The organism is Polyangium mundeleinium (assembly GCF_028369105.1).
Taxonomy (GTDB): domain Bacteria; phylum Myxococcota_A; class Polyangia; order Polyangiales; family Polyangiaceae; genus Polyangium; species Polyangium mundeleinium.
The window spans coordinates 1,413,461-1,434,385 of record NZ_JAQNDO010000001.1 but is presented as its reverse complement, the minus strand read 5'-3'; the positions used below and the strand labels follow the sequence as shown (position 1 = coordinate 1,434,385).

The window sequence follows — 20,925 nt, the reverse complement described above, 5'->3', positions numbered from 1 at the left end:
TCGTCGCGGTATTACGATCTACCAGGCACTACGCGAAGAGCGTCATGTTGACGACTTCATCGCCCAGCGAGACCGGACGCCGCGCTGGCCGCTGCGTCCGGTGCACGCTCGTCCGCTGCACGGGCGGTGTGAGATACACGTGCAGCCCGTACGCGATGTCGCGCGCGGGCACGTGCTGCGAAAGGAGGTTCAGACCGCCCCGCCCGTTCTTCCAGCGGAAGTGAAGCCCCTCGGCATCGGCCCAGACGACGAGGTCGTCGTGCTGGGAGAGCGCCTCGCCCGCGCTCCACAACGTATGGCGCAGCATGCGGACCTCGAACGCACGTCCGCCGTGGAACGCGATGAACTTGTGCCCCACATCCGCGAGGATGGCACCGAAGAGAATGCTCGGGTCGAGGTGCGCCCGCCCCTCGTGCCACACGGCGGTGCGAGCAAGAAGCTCGGCGGCGGAGCCGGCGATCTGAGCCGCCCGCTCCGCGCGCCTGACTTCCTGCGCTTCTGCTCGCCTGTGAAGCAGGGCCTCGAGCTTCGGCCCCACTTCACGGTCGGGTTTGCCGAGGAGCTGCTCGAGAGCCTCGCGCTCGACCCCGAGGAGAGCTGCCACGTGCTCGGACGTCTCCTCGAGATACCGACTGAGGCTCTCCGTATTCGGCTCCGCGATCCGAAGCGCGCACCGCAGCTCTTCGAGGCTGCTACGCCGCGGCATGGAGCGGCTCGTGCGGCTCCGGCAGCACGGGCTCGGGCCGATCGAAGTCCGGCGACGGCCCCGGCGCCTGGTCCGGCGCCCGCCTCGCCTGCGTGGCGAGGCTCTTGAAAAACTCCATATCGGGCGTGTTGTTCTTCGCCGCCCGAGCGATTCGCCGGGCGACCGTATACGGGTTCATGGAACGCGGCACGCGCAGCTCCGTGATGCCGAGCGAGAGAAACATCCGCCGCTCGGCGAGGGTGGAGTAGCGAAGCGTGCGGCCATTGACGCGCATGGAAATCTCCTTTCCGGAAACAGAAGGGCGCCCCGGAGCACGTCACTACGTGCCAGCGGGACGCCCTGGTCGACGGACGATGAACGTTTCAGCGATCCCACAACCTGCTGGGCCTCCAGGCCGGCGGCGGCTCCTCCTCGTCTTCGTCGAAGAGGTGGCGCTGATTGGGAGGCGGGTACTGGTTGGGGTATTGGGGTGGACCGTATCGAGGCGCATGCCGCGTCGGCGCATGCCGGAATGCCAGCATGGCCACGGGCCGGTTTCGCTCGACGAACACGACCCCGGTGAACATGGCCCCGTCCTCGCTGACGAGCTCGACGCCCGGTAGCGGACGTGCCGCTTCACGGAGCCATTCGAGCGTCTCATCGGCGACGGGCGCGATGTCCTTGAGGCGGCGCCGCAGTTCGTCGAACAGCGCCTCGCCGAGGATGTCGGCTACGAGTTGGAGGGCCAGATGGCCTCGGTCACGACCGCGAGCACGACACCGGCCACGAGGGCGGCGGCGCCTTTCTTCGCCGAATCATTGGCCATGACGCGCTTGATGAACGAGGCGCCGGGGTTCTCGGGGTTCGTCGGGGCGGCGTTGGGCGTGATGGGCATGGGTTCTCCTGTATATCTTTCGGATTGAATCGGGACGAGGTGGCTCCTCAGCCCAGGCAGATGGTGATGATCTGCGCGACCAGGGTGATAACGGCCGCTGCGATGCGAAGCGCCTTGCTGACCGCCTTGGGGTCGCGAAGGAAGCGGGAGATACGAGACATCACGGTGACCTCCAGGGTTGAGGGGTTCCTCGTGATTCTTATCCCCGCACTCTCGCGATTATTGCGAGGCCGGCTGGCTCGCCCACTGGTTCGCAACGAACGAGCTAAAGCTGCCTGACGCGACCACGATGACGTGATCGACGAGCGGCATCCCAAGCAGGTCTGCGGACTCCTGCACGCGCCGGGTGAGAGCGATGTCCTCGAGCGAGGGGTCCGGATTTCCGCTCGGATGGTTGTGGACCAGGACGAAGCCGGACGCGGCAAGCTCAAGGCCGGCTCGCAGGATGTCGGAGGGACGAACCGCGAGCGCGTGGAGGCCGCCTCGTGCGATGAGGCGAGCTCCGCGAAGCCCGCCCTGACCGCTGAGCGCGAGGAGGTGCATCTCCTCGTGAACGAGGTGCCCGAGTCGCGGGTGGGCCCAAGCGACGACCTCCTGACAGGAGAGAATGCGGGGTGCGTCTGTGCCTTCGATGAGTCGGCGGTGGCCGAGCTCGAAGGCGGCGAGGATGCGGGTGGCTTCGTCGGGGGTGAGGGCGAAGCGCTCGGTCAGCGCTTCGGGGGAGAGGCGGGCGAGAGCGGCAAGGTTGCCGAGGGCTTCGAGGAGATGGGCTGCGACGCCGGGGCGTCCGAGCACGTGGTCGAGGAGGGTTTCGGTGGCCTGCTGTTGGATCTCGGTAACAGGGAATGAAGGATTGTCGTCGGGCGGGTCTGCCACGAGTGGGATCTCCTTTACGGCTTGTGTAGAGTAGCCCCGGGGGATCACTCCCCCGGGGCCCTCGCCGGAACCGGACAAGGAGATTTCCACCATCCGGCTCTTCCGTTGATGTGGCTTGCGGCTACGTCCCCCAGATTCGGACTATCACGCGGGGACGGGGCAGAGGCAGGCTCTTCAGCATCTCGCCGAACCCCTCCCAATTCAGGCGCACCCGATTGCTCCGACGGCAGAGCCACTTGTACCAGGCCCTCTTGGCTTCTTCGACGAGCAACAGCAGACTGCGAACATTGCCGTTGACGCCGAAGTAGTTGAAGTGCCCTTGGATGCGCCTCTTGAGCGCGGCATGCTGCACCTTGACCGGCAGGTGCCGATAGCGGCGGCACCAGTCGGCGACGGACTGGACTGCCCGTCGAAGGCGAGCAGACCGAGTCTTGCACGCCATTTGCCATTGACCTCTCAAGGTCCGCCGCCAGTACAGCGTGAACCCGAGGAAGTCGAACGTCGCCAGACCTTTGCCGCCCGTCTGCGCGGCCGGTGGCCGCTGGAAGGGTAACAGGCGAGTCTTGTCCGGGTGAAGGGTCAGTCCGAATCGCCCCATCCGCTTGTGGAGCACCTCCATCACGCGCTCCGCGTCGTCCTGGCGCTCGAACACCATCACAAAATCATCCGCATAGCGGATGAGGTGCGCCTCACCCCGCGTACGCGGCTTGACCTCGCGATCGAACCACAGGTCGAGCACGTAATGCAGATAGATGTTCCCCAGGAGCGGGGAGAGCACCGACCCCTGGGCCGTGCCGATCTCCGGCTCGGAGTACTCCGCGCCGTCGAGCACACCCACGTGCAAGCATTTGCCGATGAGCCGCAGGAGCGACCCATCGGCCACCCGAGTCTGGAGCATCTCCAGCAGCTTGGTGCGATCCACGCTGTCGAAGAAGGACACGATGTCAGCCTCCAGAATCCACCCCACCTTGCCCTTGTACACGAGCCGGTCGAGGGCACGGATGGCGTCATGGGCACTGCGTCCGGGCCTGAAGCCGTACGAGCAGTCCAGAAAGTCCTGCTCGTAGATCGCTTCGAGCACCTCGCGCACGGCGTCCTGGACCAGTTTGTCCTCGAACGCCGATATCCCAATCGGCCTCGTCTTGCCCTTGTCCTTGGGGATGTGGACACGCCGGATCGGCTGGTGCCGATATCGCTTCGACCTCAGCCGTTCGTGCAGGCCCTGGAGGTTGCGCTCCAGGTCCAGCCCATACTGCTCCTTCGTGACTCCATCCACCCCCACCGCTGCATCCTTCCGCATGCGGCGATACGCGCGTGCCAGGGCTGGCCCGTCGATGAGATGGGCCAGCGCGTGGAACCGTCCTTCGGGCTCCCTTCTCGCTCTTTCCGCTACCTTCAACAGTCCCGGTGACATGTTCTCCGACATCAATGCGTCGGGCATGGTTCCCTCCTGAAGTTCACACCAACACGGGCTGCCTTTGCTCGGCCGGGTCCGGGCGCTACCCCGTTCCCCGACGTCATCGCTCGTATTCAGCCCTCCGACTCCCGCGTTCCCGTCGGCATCGGCTCCGGTTGTCCCTTGCCTGCTGCCTACCTCGGTGCGAATACTTCTTCTGTGCAGAGCCACGAGCATGGCTTCGGCCGGCCGCGCGCGTATCCGCAAGCGCGCGGCGCGTCGGAGATTGATCACCGGGTCTCCGTGGCACCGGTTGTTCCCGAAGAGGAACGCGGGTCTCCCAGGTCTCTGGACCGTCCCCTTCCTACGTGCCGTGGTCGTACACCCCGCCGGGAGTGCCCTTCCCTTGCCCACTTCTGGGAAGTTCACCGTCGCCTTCGGGTGCAATGACGCCCTCGGCCCCCGGAATGATTATAATTTTCGTGGCTGCATTCCCCACGGCCCGCACGCTCGCGCACCTACGCATCGCCGGCCGCGTTACCGTGACCGTCGCAAGGCTCGCTACCGGCCTGGGCGGGCCACCCTTGGCCGGGCGGGGATCGCACCCGCCGGACGGCAAACCGAATTTCATGAGTTTATCGCATCTCATTCCTTTCGGACCAGACTTGCCTGGTCGCACCATGGCTCTTATCCCACGAGCATTCACCCATTTGCCGACAGGTTACATTGTTCGGCTGGAGGCCGTTGAGGTCGAGGCCGCGGAGGTCCGCTTCGGCCTCGTCGACGCGGACGACATACCCTGATCCGAGTGGACGCGCCTGAATCCGACTTGTCTTTCCGCGTCCGCACTGAGCCACGTATCGTGCGGCGACACGTGGTCTGGGGCGTGCTGTTGTCGATGTACGAGACGGTGCACGTGCGCTGGCACGAGCAGGTCATCGACTCGCCCGGGGCGGGTGCTCGGGCGGCAGATGGTGGAGTACGAGCTGCGGGCGGCATCAATCGCAGGGGGTGGGGCGTGCGTCCGTGCCGTCCTCACAATTCACGTACAGGCACCCGCCCACGGATGGCGCACATGGCCTCGTAGCGCACTTCGACATCCGGATCATTCTGCATTTGCACAAGCGCCGCCGCACACTGCTCCACAGCCTCCGCTTCGTTGCTCCCCTTTGCGATGAGGGCGAAGGCATGAACCAGCTCCCGGCGAAGTGGGGCAGACGGGTGCGATAGGAGAGCGATGAGCGCGGGCAACGCTTCCGATGCCGCCGCCCCCATCTTGCGGAAGGCGATCACAGCTCCGGAGCGGATCTGTTGGTCGTTCTCGCAGGAAGCGCCCCAAGCGTTCCTCCATGTCCCCCTGGCAGCATCCACGAGGTACGGAATCGCTGACGGACCCATTCGCGCGAGCTCCTCCGTCGCCAGCGCGCGCTCCCCTGGCGAGCTCAGCCTGGCGATGAGGGTGTCGATGCCCGTGAGAGGGATGAGCGCGGCATGAGGTTGCCTTGTAGCACGAGGGAGTAGTGGTCCCCTTCCGACCCCGACCGATCCAAGTGTGCGGCCAGCCGCCCGCCGACAGACGAGGGTTTGACCTCCCCTGCGTGGTTTGCCATCATGCCAAGTTCCCGCAGGGCTGGCGGGTGTGCGCCATCCTGGTGAGGCGTCCTGGAGATCGGAGCTTCCCCCATGTACGACCACGTTCCCCGCCGTGTTCGCTTCGTCGACCTGTGCGACGCCCTCGCTGGGAAGCGGACCATCGAGGAGTTTCTGCCGCCGGACGTCGTTGACAGCCTCGCGGGCGCCCCGATGCCGCTCGTCCTCGCAGACTTCGCCGGACGCGACAGCGTGGCCGCGGCCATGGCGTGGCTCCGCGGGCGCGAGGTCGCGACCTTGATCCCGGTCGCCGACGTCGTGCCGACGAGGTACGGCAACTGGAGCGTCTACGACGACAACTGGGTGCGGATGCGCGACCACGTGGGTCGCGCGTTCCCGGGCGTGCGCGTGACACCGTGGTTTTGCCTGGAGGACGTCGATTTCTGGCGGATGCTCAACGCGCGTTTCCTGAATGATCTCTCCCGTACGTTCGGCTTCTTCACGCCCTGCCTCGGGTGCCACCTTCACTTCTATGCAATGCGCGCTGTCCTGGGGGAGGCTCTCGGCGCGAAGGTTCTCATCTCCGGCGAAAAGGAGCTCCACCACGGCGCGCGCCGCAAGGCCAACCAGACCGTGGAGGCGGTCGACGCTTATCTGCGGTTCTCGAAGGACCACGGAATCAATCACCAGTTTCCCATTCACCACGTGCGGACCGAGGCGGAGATGGCCGATCTGCTCGGCGATGATTGGAAAGAGGGAGATCGCCAGCTCCGTTGCGTCATGAGCGGGAACGACGCCGGGACGGATGGGCGGCCGCTCTTCGAGCCGGCGCAGATCAAGAGTTACATGGAACGATTCGCCTCCCCGCTCGCGGCTCGCATCGTCGAGCTTCGCAGGGCGGGCGTCGACGGCGCGCGGTTTTCCTCCGCCGTGGAGGCGTACGTGCGCGAGTTGCTGAGCGCGGGGGCCTCGTGACGGCATATGTCGAGCTCGGAGCCGGGAGCGTGCCCGAGCGGGTTGGCGGGAAGGCGGCGGGGTTGTTCCGGCTGCGGAGCCTCGGCGTGGCCGTGCCCGATGGGTTTGTGGTTCTCGCGGGCGAGGAGCCTTCCGAGGCGGAGATCGCCGAAGCCTTGCGCGCGCTCGTCGAGCGGTCCGGCTGCGTGACGGTCGCGGTCCGTTCGTCGGGGGCGCTCGAGGACGGCGGTGCTCGATCCCTCGCGGGGCTCTTCGAATCCGAGCTCGATGTCGAAGCGACGGCCGCGCGCGTGCTCGAGGCCATTGCAAGGTGCCGAAGCTCAGGGCGATCCATGCGGGCCCAGGCTGCAAAAGCCGCTGAACGACTCCCTGCCGTCATCGTTCAGCAGATGATTCACCCGCAATGGTCCGGGCTGCTCTTCACGAGGGATCCGCGCGACGGTGTTGGTGCAGCCGTGATCGAGGTCGTGCAGGGACATCTGCGCAATCTGGTCGACGGCGCCGCGCCGGAGCTGCGTGTTTCGCTCGATGAGCAAGGCCGACAGGCCGTCGCGGCGCGCCTCGGCGTCGATGGGCTCGACGCCCTCGACAAGCTCGCGCGTCGTGCAGAGCAGGCCGTGGGAGGGCCCACGGACGTCGAATGGGCGCTCGTGAACCACGACGTGATCGCGCTGCAAGCCCGACCGATCACCGGCCTTCGTGGACTTCGTGGCGAGCCGGGGATCGAGCTCGTTCCCGTGGATCGAGCGCATGCGGCGCGCTTGCCGGATGCTGTTCGGCGGCATGACAAGGTGACGCTTCGGCTCCTCGCAGAGGAGCTCGACATCCCGATCTCGCGAGGCTTTGTCGCGGTGTGCCAGAAGCCTGAGGCCCAGCATGTTGCGGCGGTAGCGGAGGCTTTGCGCTCGTGGGGAGAGCTCATTGCGGTGCTGCTCGTCCCTTTTCGCTGGCAAGACAAGATCGTCCGAAAGTTTGGCGCAGGAAACGCTGCCGAGGCTTGCATTCGGGCACTGATCGAGGAGCTTTCAGGACACGACGCGTGGTTCGCGTTCCTGCTCAAGGAGCTGCAACCCACGGCGCGGACGGGTATCGCGGTCCGACGCGAAGAGGGCGACGTGGTCGTCGAGATCGTGCATGGCCACTTCATCAGCAAGGGCATCGCCGACGCGACGACCTACCGGATCGGCCCCGGCGGCGTAGTGCGATCCGTGCGTCTCGGAAAACAGGCAACGCAGGCGGTCGTCGAGCATGGGAACGTTCGGGAAGAACCCGTCGACGACCCTCCCGAGCTCTCGCCCGCCGAGAGGAAGCAGATCTTCGATATCGCCCAGCGGCTCGCGACGCATCATCCCAAGGCCGGGATCGAGTTCGGCTATACGCCTGCGGGCGAATTTTTCCTGGTGGATCTCTACGAGGGCAACGCGGTTGCTCCCCGCTCTCTGCGCGACGACGTGATCTGCGAGGGGCGCGTCGTCGGTCGCGTGCAGTTCGTCGATCACGACCCGAGCGCTGTGCGCGCGAGCATCGAGCGCCACATCCACAACACGCGCAGCGCCGCGAGCGGAGGCGCTGGCGAGCCGCTGATCCTCGTGGCGCGAAGGCCCTTCCACGTGCTCGACGAGATCGTCTACGCAGCGCCGCCCGGCACGCTCGGGATGGTCTTCGAGGAGGGCTCGTTGCTCTGCCACCTCGCCGTGGTGATGCGCGAGCACGGCGTGCCGGGGTTCATCCTGCCAAACGTGCGACAGGAAGTGTCCGACGGCGATCGTGTGGTCCTCGACGTCAGCCCGGGATTTGCTCCGACGCTGCGCAAGCTTTAGCCCGGTCCGCGGCGTCGCAGCGGGACGAGCGCCTCGGCTGCGGGACGGATGGCGTCGTGTTTCCAGCCGTAAATCCCGCCCCGCTCGAGGAACCCCTCCACGTCCCAGCCCACCTGCCGCACGACCTCCCAGACACCCACGTCGAGCACCGACTCCGTGTAAACGTGCTCGCCCGTCTTGTTGCTGAAGAGCCTGCCCAGCGCATCCAGCATGAGGTACGTGCCCGTGAGCGCGCGATTGTCCTCGGCGACGGGCCCGAGCCCTTCCGCGTCGAGTTCGCGGTGCCGAGCGACGTAGGTGTCGAACTCTTCCCGCTTGATGAGCAGAGGCTCGACCTTGCCGTCGTTCTGGCCCTTCACCGGCAGCACCTGGAACACCTTCCAGCGCGCGGGGCGGAGCTCGCGGATGAGCGCGCGCATGTCATCGTGCACGTTCTGCCGGGTCACCACGGTGTTGATCTTCAGGCGGAGGTGCGGGTACTCGGAGAGCTTCTTCCAGCAGCGGATACAATGCTTCCAGAAGGCCGCATTTCCTCGGCCCATCTCGGCCATCAGCTCGGGCGTGCTCCCGTCGATGCTGAGCGAGACCCAGTCGAGCAGCGGCACGATCCGGTGAAGCAGCTGCTCCTTGGCGAGCCGCGTGCCGTTCGTCACGAGCATGGTCACGAGGCCGATGCTCTTCGCGTGCGCGATGAGCTCTTCGATGTGCGGACAGAGCAGCGGCTCGCCGCCGACGAACGTGACCTTCTCCGTCCCGGCCTCGCGAAACAGATCGAGGACGCGGATCGCTTCTTTCTTGCTGAGCGTCCGCGGAATGTCGCGGAACGTCGCGTAGCAGTAGGTGCATGCGAGATCGCAGTCGGGCCAGAGGTGCCACGAGACGTTCAAGGGCACGGGGAGCCCACCGGGGCCTGCGTTCTTCCAATTTTCTGCTCGCGTCATGACCGCCCCTCCAGTCGGGCGACGATCTGCTTGCGAAGCAGGATACCAGGCGAGATTGCGACAGGGCCGTCGAAGTGAAGGCCCGCGCGACGGGAGACCCACGCGCGGCAGGTCGGATCGGGGACGAGCAGGAGCGAGACCGCGTCCTCCACGTCGACGAGGTTCAGCATGGCTCGCGAGCCGAGCTGCTCGACGTGGGGCAAGCAGTCGTCGACGTGATGCCGCGCGCCCGGGAACTCGAGCTGCGACAGGATGTAGGCGCCATCCGCGTGATCGAAGTCCTTGCGCTCGAGCGCGATGGCGGCGCGCAGGTCGAGCAGGATGGCGCGCCGGCGAGCGTCGAACTGGGCTGCGATGAACGCGTCGTCGAGCGGGAAGAGCGCCGCGAGGGTGCGGTACGCCGCGCGGTCGCGCTCGGTGGTGATCGTGCCGCGTAGGGCCTGGGTGTTGGACATGATCGCGGCCTGGAGGAGCTGCGCGGCGAGGGGCGACGGGGGGATGCCGAGCGAGGGGTAACGCTCGGCGATGAGGGTCGCTGCCGCGCCGACGGGCTCGATGCAGAGGGCGGCGTTCGGGAAGAGCTCGGCGGCGCGGTGGTGCAGGCGGTGGTCGATGACCTCGACGACGCGGAGAGGGTCGAGCGACGGGGGCATGCCGCGGAGGTCGCTGGCGTCGACGAGGATGAAGGCGCAGTCGTTTGGCGGCGGCGTGTGGTCGAGGGGGATGCCCAGCTGGTCGACGACGAAGCGGGCTTCGGGGTCGGGAGAGCCGGCGATCCAAGGGCGTGCGGGGATCGACTCGGCAAGGAGGAGCTCGGCGTACGCGATGGCACAGGCGAGGCCGTCGAGGTCGGGGGTGGTGCGGGGGACGGTGAGGTGGGGGAGCATAATCCGTGTTGCTCTGGCAGGTTCTTGATACGTATGACATCTCACGATACAGCGAGGAAGCCGGACCATGTCTAGGATCCGCCGCGCGAACACGGAGCGCGCCCTCTTCGCGCCGCTCGTGAAAATACGCAACCGCCCGCCCCCTGAGCGCCTCAGGATACGCCCTCCAACGCCCCCACGTCTCGCGCCCGCAACACCTCCGTACGCTCTCGAGGCCCCATGACTCGCTTCGATGCTAGCCCCCTCGCCTCGCTGCCCTTGGTCGCTCTTTCGGTATTGCCCTGGCGGATGACGCCGGTCGCGTCTCCTCGCGCTCGACATAATCTGCTTGGTCCCCCTGCCGGTGAAGCCGCAGCCGCGCGCTCTTCCGCAGGCGGGTTGGATCAAATCGAAGCTCGAATGGGAACGCGGCCGGATGCATGAGAAGTTGGCTGAGCGGCATGCCTCCTCTTCCCGCGGCAAGGAGGAGCCCTTCGAGCAGAAGCTCAGAGACCTCCGCCGACACGACGATGCGCTTGGTAGGCGGAAGGTATTGGCCCGGTCGCTCGCCTTCCCGCAGCACGCCCCACCGGATCATCGACCGCACAACGCGCTGCGCGGCGGGTCGCAAGGTCGAGCGATCGCCCCAGACCTCGACCAGCCGCCGCGTCAATTGCGACAGCGAGATTTCACCGTTTAGCGCGATAAGTTTGCCGATGCTCGATGCGAGGTCAACGAAGAATGTGTACGCTGCCGACATCAGCGCCCAGTGGATAGCCTGGCGCTCCTCCACAGAGGCATGACGGATCAGCAACAACGCGGCGTCGCGCATTGGGCTCACGCCGGGTGGCACGGTCAACCAAATGCGTGAGACGACAGTGAGAGTCTTCCCCCGGGCGCTCTGGAGCGTCTCTCCGGCGACGACGCCGTCGAGCAGGTTCCAGATGACCTCGCGAGCCTCCTTGGCGGAAGCTCCAGCGGCGAGTCGATAGGCCAGGGCATCGAGCCACTCGAGTTGAACCGGACGGTCAAACCCGATCGTTCGTCGCTCTCCCTGGGTCATGGCGTCCTCGTAATTCGAACGAACGGGACGATGACCTCTTCCACGCATACGCCGCCGTGGACGACCGCTCGTTTCCCCGAGTTGATGAACGCTCGACGGGCAGGAGCGATCAAGGACAGATACTCGTCTGGCAGACCGATCGTTGGCCACACGATAGTTCCTGGATACTGTCCCGCGACGTTGTCGCGCGTGCGATCATCCCGGAACACGTGAACGCGCTCACCACGTTGCTCCACCGTTTCACCGACATTCGGCTTGCCAATGCCTTGGCCCTCGATGTTCCCGTGGTCGGCAGTGAGCGAGACCTCGAAGCCTGCGTCGAGCAGCATCCCGAGGAGCTTCGCGAGCCACCCCCGCTGGGCCCAGTGGCGCACGCTCGCGTGCAGCCCGTCCGTGCCGGTCACCACGCCGTGTAGCATCTGGTCGACAGTGCCCACAACGATCGCCAAGGCTTTGCATTTCGGTTGTTCTGCGTGCTCGCGGACGCGTTCCAGCAAGAGGTCGTCGTGCTCCTGATCTTTCTGGCACAAATACGCGATCTCGTTCTTTCGAAGCCCGTGGTCCTCCCAGAACCGTGACCAGTGCTGCTCCTCCTTGCTCGTCGTTCCAATGCTGGAAGCGAAGAAGAAAGGTGGATCGGCAGCAAAGATCGACTGGCGCGAGACTGACGTGAGCGTTGGCACCCACGCGAAGAGAGCGTTCTCGTCCATCAACCACGTGCCCACGGGGAGTTCCGGACGGATTACGGCCCACTGGTCTAGCGAAAGGCCATCGACGACGATCAGTGCCCGCTTGGCTGGAGAGGTGCCCGTCACTGAGTGCGCGAGGAACCGCAGCACGTGGTGCACCATCACCGGCCGGGGCCACGGCGCTAGACTAGACAGCGACGCATAGTGCGACTGAAGCCACCCCTGGAACGCGGCTTCGATGCGCTCGTGCATAGTCTCGAAACGTAGGTGCTCGGGCTCGGCAAGCGTAGGCTTGAGCGCCCATCGCACCGCCAGCGCCTCTCCCCAGCGTTGTGCCGCCTGGAGCCATTGATGGTGATCCGAGTCGGCACCAGGAAACTTGTCTTCTAGAAGGTCGAGCAGCTTACGGCCGCGTGCGGCCTCGTCGCCGCTCACGCCCACGGCCAACCAGGTCCCCCTAACGCTCGCTTTGGAGACCGCCTTCGTCGGGGTGAGAAGGCCCTCTACGAAGAGGTTGTCCATGTAGACACGAACATCGTCATGGTCGAAGGGAAGGTCGGTCGGCCCCGGGTAGCGTAGCCCACAGGGGTCCGAAGCGGGAGGCTCGGCCAACGTGTCCGGCTGCGGGAAGCGGTTCTGCTTCACGAAGATCGGCCAGCGCTCCTGGAGAAAGCCGAGAAAGCCCGCACGATTGGGAACAATCTGGTCTAGCGGCCAAGCGTCCCATCGACGGCTGTTCTTCAGCTGTCGAATCAGGTGCTCGTCTAGTGACGCGGGAAACACGCGTCCACTGTGGTGGCGCCTCAAGAGAACACGAAGCAGGTCCGACGGCGCCCGGATGAGCTCTGGGACGACCTCAAACACATGACGGAGAAGAAACTCCCGCGTGGCATTGACGCCGAGTGGCCCTGGCTGGTGCAACGCTTGGGCTGCATGAACGGCTTCTAGTTCATTGCGATCGAGATCGGCGATCACATGAGGCTGCAAGTTCGGAAAGAGTTCGGCTACGCTGAACGAGAGAATCCGCGACTCGCGCTTGGCTTCCTGGAGCAGATCATAGGGTAACCAATCGAGCTCGGCGCGTGGGGCTCGCAGCACGACCACGAGCTTGGTCGGCTTTCCGCGATCCCAGACGCGCCGGAAGCGCTGTTCGTAGGCGTAGCGGAATACCGCATGATCATCGAAGGCCAGGATCTCGAAGCCACGCTCGCGAACGCCGTCGACGATGCCCCGCTCCATGAGAAGTTGGTCTGGATCGGCAACGATCGTAAGTCTTGATACGGCCGCTATCTCCGGCGTGAAGTGCGAGAGGATCGGGTCCCGCCAGCTCGTCATGGTTGATCCTGACGAGCGACGCGCATGAGCACGATCGCTGTGAGTTCGGGTAGCGCAGCCTCACGCGCTGCCAGTCCCGCGGACCAGGCGCGCTCCTCCTCCACGAGCTGCGCCAGCCTGCGCGCCCTAACATGTGGCAAACCCATGCGCTCGATAACCCGCTTCCGCGACGTGAATGCATGGCTACCCTTCTTGCGCTCACGTCGGATGCTTTCGCGGTGGGCTCCCGCCAGTTCGTCGAAAACGGTTCCGCCATGCGCCTCCGCCGCAAACCGTGACATCTCGAACGTCGAAACGGCGGCCTCCTTCACGAGGACAGTCGCGTTCAGGCGCAGATCGTCGGGGAGAGCGATGAGGCGGTCCCAGATGGTACGCGCGGTGGGGCCGAGAACACGACCGTCGTCGCTCACGAAGAGCGCCATACACCGCTGCTCTCGGCCGTCGCTGGTCTGAAGACTGATCCGCCACAAGGACCAGACGCCAGACACTTTGTCCGAGACGCCGGGAACGAGCATTGTCGGGATGGGTTGCCCGGGCGCGAACACTGGAAGCTGCGTCGTCAGCGCCCGGATGTGCTCGTCTTCGAGCGATAGATGAACGGCTCCGGGCGGCTCAGCATTCCTGCGGGTGAAAACCGCGCTCTTGACCTCGTGCCCGTCCGGCCAGCGAAGGTTGTAGCCCACCTCGGCTCGTTCAACGGCAGCACCCGCCTGACTTCGGAGATGGGCGAGAGTCAGGCGCTCGGTCCAGAACGACATCTGATGACTCGCGATCTTCTGCGCGGCGCCGGGATCGAGCTGCGGCGTTGGGTTCAGTAGCTTGGTCCCCTCCCGGCCGGCCTCGGCCTTTCGCCGAATGTCCTCGACCAACGCAGCGGCCCGCCGCTCAGCATCCTGGGGCGAGAGGACGACTTGCACGAAAAGATCTTCGAAGGGAGCGCCGCCTTCCTCGGAATCGAGCACGTCGCCAAGCTTGTCGACCCCGAATTCCTCGAGGATGAGCTTCAGCTTCTCTTCAAGGACCGCGCGCACGCGGAGCTCGACCGTGTCCTCCAGCGCGAAGTTGAGGGCCCGGACGATGTGCTTCTGTCCGATGCGGTCGACGCGCCCGATGCGCTGCTCGAGCTTCATCGGATTCCAGGGCAGATCGTAGTTCACGACCACGTGGCAGAACTGCAAGTTCAGGCCCTCGCCGCCCGCATCCGTGGAGACCAGCACCTGCGCATCCGCGGCGAACCGTCGCTGCACCTCACGCCGCTCATCGAGGCACATCGAGCCATTCAGGCACACGACGCTGAAGCCGCGCTGGCGCAGGAAGTCGGCAAGCATCGTTTGAGTGGGAACGAACTCGGTGAAGACCAGGACCTTCAACGAAGGATCGTTGTCCTCCCGCTGCAGTCGTTGCACGCAATCAAGGAGCGCGAGCGCCTTTACATCGGGTCCCCGCGCCTCGCAGCGCCGTGCCACCGAGAGTAACAGCTCCACCTCTTGGCGCTCGTTCTTGAGTCCCTTAAGGCGAGCCTTCAAAACCGTGTCGAACTGCTCTTGCCCATCCAGAGCGGACCAGTCGTCAGCGATGTCTTCCGGGAATAGCGAGAGCTGCCCGGCGGGAAGCTCGAGCACCTGTAGGCGTCGTTCTAGCGCCGTGCGGATCGCCTCCGTGCTCGACGTGATCAGCCGCTGCATCAAAATCATTAGGAACCCAACGGCGTTGTGCTTCTCGCGTAGCGCCCTGTTGTATCCATCCTGCACATACTCAGTCACCGCCTCGTAGAGCGCTTGCTGCTCCGCATGCGACGGCCCCCAGGCGATGGGCACGAGCTGCGTGTGTCGCGGCTTGAACAAGGGCGCTCCCTGCGCATCGATCGCGCGGCGCTTCTCGGTACGGATGACGTAAGGGGCTACGTTCTCTCGCGACACGGCGCCGCCGACCGGGAGCGCATCGGGGTCAAGGAAGCCAATGAGCCGCCGGAAGGCGTCCGACTTGCCCTGGTGCGGCGTGGCCGAGAGCAGCAGCAGGTACGGCGCCGCTTCAGCGAGCGCTTCTCCGAGCTTGAAGCGAGCGACCTGTTCGGTGCTCCCACTGAGCCGGTGGGCTTCGTCGACGATGATGAGGTCCCAGCTCGCGGAGACCAGGTCCTCGAAGCGCTCGCGATTGTGGCGGGCGAGCTGCTGACCGCTCCAGCCACGACGGGCCTCGAGAGGCTTCACGGAATCCAGGGGGCAGACGACTTGGTCGTAGGTGCGCCAGGGGTTCTCGACTTCATCAAGTCCCGCGACCTGGCGGATCATCGCGAGATTGACCGGTAGCATGAGTCGGAAGTCTTCGTTGAAATGCGTCTTCATCTCGCTGACCCACTGACTGACTAGACCGGCGGGCGCGACCACGAGCACCCGCCGAACCAGGCCGCGGATCTTCAGCTCGCGGAGGATGAGGCCAGCTTCGATCGTCTTGCCGAGACCGACTTCGTCTGCGAGCAGGTACCGGACGCGATCACCGGACAAGGCGCGCTGGAGGGCGTGGAGCTGGTGAGGCAATGGGATGACGTTGCCCTCGAGCGGCGCGATCAGAGCGTCACGTTCAAGGGCGTCGGCAATGCGCGCCGCGGCGCTGATGAAGCTAAGGAGATCGAGCAGGTTGGCTTCAGTAGTTCGGAGCGGCGCTAGTCGGCTCTGAAGGGTGCGGAGCGTATTGGCACGGCGCGGGAGCCAGACCACGCATGTTGTGTGGTTCCACAGCACCTCGATGCCGACGATACGGCAAGGCTCGTCGTAGTCGAGGCTGTGCCACCACTCGCCAACGTGCATGCCGCCTTACGCCCCTCCGAGACACATGCGCGCGACATCGTAGTACCAGAGGAGCCCATGTGTCTCTCGCACAACGATCCACGGCAGTGTCGCAACTGCTATACTTGTGCGCTCTTCAGCGCTTCCCTGCGTAGACTTCACGTGGCAATTTCCCGCAAGTGATCGGCGATGAAGTACGTGCCCTCGCGTTCCGTCAGAAGAACCTGCCCGACAAGCACACGGATTGCCGCCTGGGCATCATTGAGAGTCAATCCAGTACCAGACACCACCGCTACGGGAGTGATACCCGCAGGATCAAGGGCCATATTGAGAATTGTGGCTTGATCCGGCGTAAGCCGTGCGCCGATGCGGCTTTTCCAAAATTCATCGTATGCATTCACCAACTCGCGCCAATCCAGTTGCACGGTAAAGGCATTATTTTCCCGACTGGTCTCAAACCGTGGCGGCCGGCGATTGGATTGGCGCCAAGCTCGCTGAAGCGCACTGATTCCTGAACCTGCGAGCTCAGCAAAACCGATGAGTCTCAACGCCCTTGCGATCAGGGGGTTGCGAGCCTGACTTTTGCCACCCTCGACGAGTTGCTCTGCAGCGAGCAACGAGTGCCCCATGTTAAAGAACGTCGCGCGCTGGCGCCCAATCTCAACTTGGGCCGCCGCGCGTGCGTCTCCATAGTCCTGATGGATGAATAGATTTACCAGGGCCTCGCGCATCGCCAGGTAGTCGGCGGACCCCGTTGTCTCAGAAAGCTTGTCGACGGACGAGCCCTCGATGTGAAGATGCCGTATAAGAAAATCCACCGCGACTCGAAGGCTCGCCAAGATATTCGAAGAGGTCTCTACGCGCTCGGCCCAACGCTGGTCGCCTTCTCCAGGCACGCGAAGGTCCAGTACCCCACGCCCGATGAGGCGGCGGACAACCCCCTCGGTCCCAAAGAGTATTTGGATCTGCCGGATCTCCTCTACCGAGAAGCTTCGGCGCCCGTCAAAGAGAAGCTCAGTGATGTGTGCCTGCATGTTTCCCGAACCGTTGGAGGGGAGGCGCGACGCGTACCACTGTAGCGTCGTCGCGTCGAAGTCCTCCCAGGGCAGCGTGCCATCAATCCGTTGAAGCGCGTCCTCGAGACGCCCCTTGCGTTCTCGCCAAGCACTAGAAAGCTTCCGACCTTGGGTGAGCAATACTCGCTCGGCGGGCCTAAGCTGGCCGGCCACGAGCTCCGCCAGACTCGATGCGGATGCCCCGTTTCGTTCGACCTCCACCGGATCCAATGTCTGATACCGGAGGCCTTTCTCTGTCACCCCGTCGACCACGAGTATACTGTACCGCTGTCGCGCTGGAACCACGGCCCAGGCGAGCACCGGATCCAAGCGCAGAAGCCGCTCATCAATTGCCACGTACGGAACCCTCGTCTCCTCGACGCCTAGATTCTCGACTTCGACCTCCTCGGGATCCGGATCCGGAGAATCGCCCATGAGCCACATTCGCACAGCCCAGACGCGTCGGCGCTCGAGTCGTTGCTGGTCGATCACGAACAGCGGACATGAAAGCAGCCCCTCCAGAGCGTCCAACGCCTCAACAAAACGCTCGACGGGACGGTGCTCTTGCACAATGGCGGTCGCGCGGGCGGCGCCAAGCCCAACCAAGTCGTGCCCGATCTCATTTCGCAAATTTAGAAGACTCACGAGGACGACGTCAGCGATTCCGCTTGTACGTTGGGCCCCCTTACCCTTTGAACGAAAGGGCGCGAGAAGTGAGCGGCATGGATGCTCGACGTCCATCGCGGAGACCTGCTGCACAACCTGCAAGAAGCGCCCAAAAGATAGGTCCCCCGCGAGTGGCGCAAGCGCGCGCCCATCCGAGCAAGCGCTCTCGCGGGCAGCGAAGGACGACACGCAAATACCGGCGAGATACCGAGCCAGTACTTCGGCCGCCTTCAGACAGCCATCTGCACATTCCGCGTCGTTGCGGGCACGAGCGAGGCGTCCGACCGCCATCGCCACTGGTTGCGGATAGACGGCGGCGCCTCGACGTAGCTTGGCCTGGGTATCCGTGTTCTTCGCCACAGTAGTCACTTAGCTCTCCAAAGAACTCGAAAATGTGCGCCTAGGTCTCCGTGATACAAGTGCTTTCCGATGAGCATCGTGACCCTACTCTTCTCCGAGACGCATACTTGCGACGTCATAGTACATTAGGAGCTTCTCGTCCTCTTGGAGAACCGCCTCTGGAATTCGCTTAGCAATGCTGACGATCGTCCTATAATCCCGAGCGTCGTAGGCCGCCTTGAAACCAGTTCGCAATGCCTCGGTGCGGAACTGCCGGAGCTTCTTTGGCGTACTTGCCTTGTACTCCTCGAATTCACGCAAAAGCGCCCGCTCGCGCAACTTATGAAGGTCAGATTGCTTGGTCGGATCGGGTACGTACCAGCGGTCCTTGCCCTTCTCCCGTAGTTCAGGATCATCCTTGTCGCGATTCCTAAGCTCCTTGTAATTGCTGGACAGGTACGAATGCACCTGAGTAGGCACAGGCTCTCGTCCATCGTAGACTAGAAAGTTCTGCTCAAGCATCTCGCGCAACTCAATCGTTCGCTCGTGTTTCGCCCAAGACTGAAGTTCGCGCATGAACTGAGGCTGCAACTCTTGAAACGTCTGCGGCTTTCGCTGAAGATGCTGGCGGAGCCACTGGACCGCGCTCGCCTCGTCACTGACGAAAAGGTCAAGTTGACGCAATTCCGTAACGGCACTCCGCTTTCGGTCGTACTCAGCAATTTGGTCCGAAAGAAAGTACATTCCATCTCGTTCTACAAATCGCTGAGACAAACCCGCGTAAAATTCGCTCGCTCCCATGGGTACAGCGACTCCAAGGCGTATATGGAACGCCACCATCCGATCGAACAGCAAAAATGGCTGTCGCTCCGCAATCATGGCTGCGTTCGCGCCGGAACCTACGAACACGGGGAGGTATCTCATGTGCTCCCTAACGAACTGCCAAGCGGAGTCCGACGTGCCGGAGCGCAATACGAATTCCCTGACGAAACCATCGCTCGGCTTATAAGCGGAGATAACGAGGTCTTGCTTAACAGCGCCAGCGGTAGTCATCTGCTTGTACGTACCTTGTCCTTTGTCCAACGTCCTCACATCGGCAACCACAAACCCGGCTTGCCCAAGCGCCTCCTGGATGGCATTCCAAACCGAATTCTTGCTATTATGAAACGCGACTGTTAGCCATCGGGCTGGCTTTAGCACTCGAAATAGTTCCTTGAAGGCCCTCACCATGAGCGCTTGATAGTCGGGCAACCCTTTCGATTGTTCCGATGAGATTATCGCCTCCTGATTCGTATCAGTGAATACGCGAAGCCAAGATTCGTATAGAAAACTTAACTCCGAGTAAATGATGTTGTCGCCAAATGGCGGGTCAATAAACACATAGTCCACTGAGCCGTCCGCCAAACCCAGGAGTGCGGTCGCGGAGTTCGTGGATATGAAGGTCGAATCTGGAGTTTTTTGAATCGAGAAGACGCTCTTGATGTCTTCCAGCTTTCCACGGGCCAGAACGAGAAGGTTGCGTTCAGCGCTTACGCTGGTGAGTTGAAGCGTATTGTAAATTTGACCGGCAAGGTTGATTTTTCCTCCCTTGAACCCAACGTTGTGCATGCGGCTTCCAGTCTTGACCGCGAGAGAAGTGCACAGGAATAGCATTTCACGTGGATGCATAGACTTTGCAGCACGCTCGAAGAGTTCCGAAAGGACGAGAAGATTTCGCCTTGTCCAGAAATGATGCGCATGCGTGATGCCGAAGTGGTAGCCGGCACGAAACATATCCCCCCATTCCGCACCCTTGAACATCATGGGCTGCATTGGGACGTAGTTCGAAATGGGTTCCGCTTCAACCTTCTTAAATAGCTGCATGTCAAACGCGGAAGGTCGCTTCCTCAGGGTCGCCCCATCAACGCGCGCCTCAACGAACACCGGGGTCTGCTTGTTCTGAGTCACCGGCGTGTTTAGCACGCTGTCTACGAACGTCGTTGTTGCACGTTGCGCACTCCGTTTCACGACGTTCGCCCCGCACGCAGGACATTTGAACACGGTTTCGGGCTCGGGGAGCGTTCCAGCGGGATTTGGCGGGTCCCAGAAGAGAATCTCCCGGCCGCACTCGCAAAATATTGATTCCGACCAAATTACATATTGAAGCGAGCCGCGCGCTGCAGTGCGACCGCCATCTGTCTCGTAAACCCAACCGTACTTTTTCTCAGTCTCAGCAACGATCCGCTGGGCTTCCTGTTCAAACGTAGTGACATCCAGGGTGGCGTTGAAGTTATGCGCGAGGAAAGTGGCAAAAGGAGAGATGTCCGAAAGGACTGCGAATCGTCTGCCCCAGGTCGGAGCACCAAAGCCAGCAGTCCTCCATTCCTCCTCGATCGTGTTGCGGAAATCTGGGTCGGGGGCGCCGCAAATTTGGGCTGCGAGACCAGTCATCCCAGTGCCCGAAAAGGAATCCAAGACGACGTCGCCAGGCTTTGTGTAGTGAAGAATGTAGCGCACGATAGCTCGATAGGGGACCTTTGTGTGGTATGTGTGCGCCATGCAAACCGGGTCTTGCTTACCCTCAGTGACGTCGAATGCGAATGGCTTGTGAATCAATGCAGGTCCAGAAGCACCTACACAAGAACCTGTCCTTTGAAGCAGCTCTCCGATAAACGGATTAGGGCATGCAGTGAAGTAGGGAGGGTCGCTCAACCGGAGGATCGCATCGTCGTCGGCTTTCGGAAAACCTGGCGTGTTACGAAAGCTTGGGTCGCCAAGCTTCTCACGTAGCTTATCCAGGAAATACGCGCGACGCGCCTCCTCGCTCTCAAATGTCAAGCCGAGGCACTCGACCGGGGGCCTCTCGAGTGCCCGCTGCTCGACAGACTTGTTGGCTATCCGCAGTTGCCCCGACTCTTCGATGAAGAGATCACCGTTCACAGGCTGAGCCTTCTTCGCCACTTTCACGT

At 63.4% G+C, this 20,925-nt stretch carries 16 protein-coding genes; 2 read left to right on the top strand and 14 right to left on the bottom strand.

Annotated elements, in window-relative coordinates:
• Positions 1 to 28 precede the first annotated feature (28 nt).
• The 7 genes from POL67_RS05920 to POL67_RS05890 form a co-directional block, all read right to left on the bottom strand.
• Complete coding sequence (locus POL67_RS05920) at positions 29 to 706, bottom strand: hypothetical protein (RefSeq protein WP_271916080.1); 678 nt, start codon at positions 704 to 706, stop codon at positions 29 to 31.
• Complete coding sequence (locus tag POL67_RS05915) at positions 693 to 980, bottom strand: hypothetical protein (RefSeq protein WP_271916079.1); 288 nt, start codon at positions 978 to 980, stop codon at positions 693 to 695. Before POL67_RS05915 ends, POL67_RS05920 begins: the two co-directional genes overlap by 14 nt.
• An 88-nt stretch (positions 981 to 1,068) precedes the next feature.
• Positions 1,069 to 1,272 carry a hypothetical protein gene (locus POL67_RS05910; protein ID WP_271916078.1) on the bottom strand — a complete coding sequence of 68 codons (204 nt, stop codon included), beginning with the start codon at positions 1,270 to 1,272 and terminating at the stop codon, positions 1,069 to 1,071.
• A 143-nt stretch (positions 1,273 to 1,415) separates the two neighbouring features.
• Positions 1,416 to 1,580, bottom strand: a complete 165-nt coding sequence (locus POL67_RS05905; protein WP_271916077.1) for a hypothetical protein — start codon at positions 1,578 to 1,580, stop codon at positions 1,416 to 1,418.
• A gap of 219 nt (positions 1,581 to 1,799) precedes the next feature.
• On the bottom strand, positions 1,800 to 2,123 hold the full coding sequence (locus POL67_RS54110) for a JAB domain-containing protein (protein WP_373372400.1): 324 nt from the start codon (positions 2,121 to 2,123) through the stop codon (positions 1,800 to 1,802).
• A 454-nt stretch (positions 2,124 to 2,577) separates the two neighbouring features.
• Positions 2,578 to 3,897 carry a group II intron reverse transcriptase/maturase gene (gene ltrA, locus POL67_RS05895; protein WP_271916075.1) on the bottom strand — a complete coding sequence of 440 codons (1,320 nt, stop codon included), beginning with the start codon at positions 3,895 to 3,897 and terminating at the stop codon, positions 2,578 to 2,580.
• Between the two features lie 990 nt (positions 3,898 to 4,887).
• Positions 4,888 to 5,145 carry a hypothetical protein gene (locus tag POL67_RS05890; RefSeq protein ID WP_271916074.1) on the bottom strand — a complete coding sequence of 86 codons (258 nt, stop codon included), beginning with the start codon at positions 5,143 to 5,145 and terminating at the stop codon, positions 4,888 to 4,890.
• Between the two features lie 390 nt (positions 5,146 to 5,535).
• On the opposite strand from POL67_RS05890, the gene POL67_RS05885 reads away from it, so the two are divergent.
• Together POL67_RS05885 and POL67_RS05880 are read left to right on the top strand one after the other, a co-directional pair.
• Entirely contained in the window at positions 5,536 to 6,417 is an 882-nt protein-coding gene (locus POL67_RS05885; RefSeq protein ID WP_271916073.1) for a hypothetical protein, read from the top strand.
• Positions 6,414 to 8,237: a PEP/pyruvate-binding domain-containing protein gene (locus POL67_RS05880; RefSeq protein ID WP_271916072.1), complete on the top strand. Its 1,824-nt coding sequence runs from the start codon at positions 6,414 to 6,416 to the stop codon at positions 8,235 to 8,237. Before POL67_RS05885 ends, POL67_RS05880 begins: the two co-directional genes overlap by 4 nt.
• Here POL67_RS05880 and POL67_RS05875 read toward each other — a convergent pair.
• The 7 genes from POL67_RS05875 to POL67_RS05845 all read right to left on the bottom strand — a co-directional run bounded on the left by POL67_RS05875 (position 8,234) and on the right by POL67_RS05845 (position 20,923).
• The gene (locus POL67_RS05875) at positions 8,234 to 9,178 is read right to left on the bottom strand and encodes a viperin family antiviral radical SAM protein (RefSeq protein WP_271916071.1); all 945 of its coding nucleotides are present in this window, start codon (positions 9,176 to 9,178) and stop codon (positions 8,234 to 8,236) included. The genes POL67_RS05880 and POL67_RS05875 overlap by 4 nt on opposite strands.
• A complete protein-coding gene (locus tag POL67_RS05870; RefSeq protein WP_271916070.1) occupies positions 9,175 to 10,065 on the bottom strand; it encodes a hypothetical protein in 891 nt (296 codons plus the stop codon). Before POL67_RS05870 ends, POL67_RS05875 begins: the two co-directional genes overlap by 4 nt.
• 235 nt (positions 10,066 to 10,300) lie before the next feature.
• Positions 10,301 to 11,107 (bottom strand): hypothetical protein, encoded by an 807-nt coding sequence (locus POL67_RS05865; RefSeq protein WP_271916069.1) that lies wholly within the window; start codon positions 11,105 to 11,107, stop codon positions 10,301 to 10,303.
• Complete coding sequence (pglZ, locus tag POL67_RS05860) at positions 11,104 to 13,131, bottom strand: BREX-3 system phosphatase PglZ (protein WP_271916068.1); 2,028 nt, start codon at positions 13,129 to 13,131, stop codon at positions 11,104 to 11,106. Before pglZ ends, POL67_RS05865 begins: the two co-directional genes overlap by 4 nt.
• On the bottom strand, positions 13,128 to 15,938 hold the full coding sequence (locus POL67_RS05855; protein WP_271916067.1) for a DEAD/DEAH box helicase: 2,811 nt from the start codon (positions 15,936 to 15,938) through the stop codon (positions 13,128 to 13,130). The genes pglZ and POL67_RS05855 overlap by 4 nt, the downstream gene beginning before the upstream one ends.
• A gap of 137 nt (positions 15,939 to 16,075) precedes the next feature.
• Positions 16,076 to 17,998 (bottom strand): ATP-binding protein, encoded by a 1,923-nt coding sequence (locus tag POL67_RS53475; RefSeq protein WP_271916066.1) that lies wholly within the window; start codon positions 17,996 to 17,998, stop codon positions 16,076 to 16,078.
• 84 nt (positions 17,999 to 18,082) lie between these two features.
• A complete protein-coding gene (locus tag POL67_RS05845; RefSeq protein WP_271916065.1) occupies positions 18,083 to 20,923 on the bottom strand; it encodes a DNA methyltransferase in 2,841 nt (946 codons plus the stop codon).
• Positions 20,924 to 20,925: the final 2 nt, after the last annotated feature.